This window comes from Pseudomonas sp. P5_B2 (genome assembly GCF_056400445.1).
Window position 1 is genome coordinate 1 of record NZ_JBFULH010000502.1, and the last position, 3,005, is coordinate 3,005.

The 3,005-nt window shown below is 58.7% G+C and carries 3 protein-coding genes; 1 reads left to right on the top strand and 2 read right to left on the bottom strand.

From position 1 onward, the window contains the following. Positions 1-175 (top strand): glycerophosphodiester phosphodiesterase (locus AC1DRJ_RS22995; RefSeq protein WP_477804174.1); only part of this gene is annotated, 175 nt, incomplete at its 5' end. Positions 176-217: 42 nt separating this feature from the next. Here the strand turns inward: AC1DRJ_RS22995 and sthA are convergent. Both sthA and AC1DRJ_RS23005 read right to left on the bottom strand, forming a co-directional pair. Next, on the bottom strand, positions 218-1,612 hold the full coding sequence (gene sthA / locus AC1DRJ_RS23000) for a Si-specific NAD(P)(+) transhydrogenase (protein ID WP_007943660.1): 1,395 nt from the start codon (positions 1,610-1,612) through the stop codon (positions 218-220). Between the two features lie 208 nt (positions 1,613-1,820). Then, positions 1,821-2,795, bottom strand: coding sequence for an FAD:protein FMN transferase (locus AC1DRJ_RS23005; protein WP_477804175.1), 975 nt, complete (start codon positions 2,793-2,795; stop codon positions 1,821-1,823). Positions 2,796-3,005: the final 210 nt, after the last annotated feature.

Below are 3,005 nucleotides of genomic sequence, written 5' to 3' on the forward strand. Positions count from 1 at the left end.
GAACTGGACCCTGTGTACGCCGGAACGCCTGCAGAAGGCGCAGCGTCAAGGGCTGCATGTGTCGGTGTGGACAGTCAACGAGCCCGCGCTAATGCGCAGACTCGCCGACTTCGGCGTTGACAGCCTGATTACAGACTTTCCCGGTTTGGCCAGCGCCACGCTCGAGAATTGCTGAAATCGGTCTCCCCGGCCGGCTCAGGCCACCGGCCGGAGCCGCTCAAAAAAGCCGGTTGAGGCCATCGTACGCCGCTACCCGATAGGCTTCGGCCATGGTCGGGTAGTTGAACGTCGTGTTGACGAAATACTTCAGCGTGTTCAGCTCGCCCGGCTGGTTCATGATCGCCTGACCGATGTGCACGATCTCCGACGCCTGATAACCGAAGCAGTGAACACCCAGCACTTCCAGGGTTTCGCGGTGGAACAGGATCTTCAGCATGCCTTGCGGCTCGCCGGCAATCTGCGCGCGCGCCATGCCCTTGAAGAACGCCTTGCCCACTTCGTACGGCACCTTGGCCTGAGTCAGCTCCTGCTCGTTCTTGCCGATCGAGCTGATCTCCGGAATAGTGTAGATGCCGGTCGGAACATCATTCACAAAACGCCAGCTACCGTTTTCGATGATACTGCCAGCGGCGGAACGACCCTGGTCATGCGCGGCACTCGCCAGGCTCGGCCAGCCAATCACGTCACCGGCGCCGTAAATATTCGGTACGCAGGTGCGGTAGGCTTCGTCCACTTCGATCTGACCACGGCTGTTGACCTTCACGCCGATGTTTTCCAGACCCAACTGATCGGTGTTGCCGGTACGCCCATTGCACCAGAGCAAGGCGTCGGCCTTGATCTTCTTGCCGGACTTGAGGTGCAGGACCACACCGTTGTCCACGCCTTCAACGCGGTCGTAGTCTTCGTTGTGGCGAACCGTGATGTTGTTGTTGCTGAAGTGGTAGCTCAACGCCTGGGAAATTTCCGAGTCGAGGAAGCTGAGCAACTGACCGCGGTTATCCACCAGTTCAACCAGCACCCCCAGACCGCTGAAGATCGAGGCGTACTCGCAACCGATCACGCCAGCGCCGTAAACGATGAGTTTGCGCGGGGTGTGGCCGAGGCTGAGGATGGTGTCGCTATCGTAGATACGCGGGTGGTGGAAATCGATGTCCGCCGGGCGATAAGGACGCGAGCCGGTGGCGATGATGATGTGCTTGGCGACCAGCTTTTCAACCACACCGTTGGCGCAGACTACTTCGATGGTTTGCTCGTCGGCGAAGCTGCCAGTGCCGAAGAACACGTCGACACGGTTACGGGCGTAGTAGCCAGTGCGCGAAGCGACTTGTTTGGAAATAACTTTCTCGGCGCTTTTCAACACGTCCGGGAACGAGAACCAGCGCGGCTCACCAATGGCCCGAAACATCGGGTTGGTGTTGAACTGCATGATCTGCCGGACCGAGTGACGCAGTGCCTTGGACGGGATGGTACCCAAGTGGGTGCAGTTGCCGCCGACCTGCCGACGGCTATCGACCATCGCCACCTTGCGCCCTGCTTTGGCGGCGTTCATTGCCGCGCCTTCTCCCGCCGGGCCGGAACCCAGCACCACCACGTCGTAGTTGTAGACAGCCATGCGTACTCCTCAGAACAGGCCGCGGCGCCATCGGCACCCTGCGGCTAAATCACGCCGATCTGTGGCGTGAAGGAACAATTTTGGGTCAGTGCAGAACCCGGACACAGTCTATAGAAGCGTCAACGCCGGGCACATTAACCCTTGGTCGCGTCGTAGGCTAGTTTTGCCTGCACTACAACGCCAGTCTTCAGCGCCTGAATCGGTGCCGTCACTTGGTTTTATCGCCACTGAGGCGTTCAAAAGCCTGATTGGTTCGTGTGACGAAACCTGTATCGGCACGAATTACAAAGAATGCACCGATGTCATGCGCCTGGGCATAGTCCCAACCCCTTTCAGGGCCGAGAATCAGCAACAGCGTCGATAGTCCATCGGCCATCAACGCTGAAGGATGAATTACCGTGACTGACGCCAGAGTGTGTAGGACCGGCGCACCGGTGCGGGCATCAAAGGTGTGGGAATAACGCCTGCCATCCTGCTGAAAATAATTGCGATAGTCGCCGGAGGTGGACACGCCAAAGCCGTCGACAGCGATAATTTTTTGCGCGACCTGCTGATCATCCCGAGGCTCTTCGAGGGCAATACGCCAAGGTGAACCGTCGAGTTTTTTACCTGCGGCCTTGAGCTCACCCGTGACCTCGGTGAGGTAATTGCGGATGCCCATGGCGTCGAGTTTTGCGGCAATGGTGTCGACGGCATAACCGGCGGCGATGCTATTGAAGTCGACTTCGACAGCGGCATCCTTGCACAACTGATCGTGGTCGATGCGCAGATGCTGGTAACCGACTCGCTGCCGTACTTCGGCCAGTGCCTGAGCCGCAGGGACTTTTTCCTCACGCGCCTGCGGGCCGAACCCCCACAGGTTGAGCAGAGGTTCTACCGTCAGGTCGTAGGAGCCTTCACTTTGTTCCGACAGTTGTTCGCCGACGCGGATCAATCCGAGGACTGGTTCGGGCATATTCTGACAGCGGTTGGCGGGAAGCTCATTGAAGCGCTCTATGTCCGAGTCATTGCGATAGGTCGACATTTGTTGATCGACGTCGGCGAGGATTTTTTCGACCACGGCCTGGACGTCTTTCGGGGCGGGAAGACCGGCGCGGCGCACATATTTGATCGAATAGGTACTGCCCATAGTGGGGCCGCTGAAGCTTTCCAGGGAGTCGCTGTTGCCGCAGCCTGACAACATGATAATCAGGCTCAAAAGACCGCACTGCCGCCATTTCAACAATTGAAGCCCTCAAGACACACCGCTGAAGCCAGCCATTATGCGATACAACTGTGGGAGCGAGTCGACAAGATCGTTCCCTCGCTCCGCGTGGGAATGCAGCCCAGGACGCTCCGCGTCCTTGCCGAAGAGCGGACGCGGAGCGTCCATTGAGGCATTCCCACGCAGAGC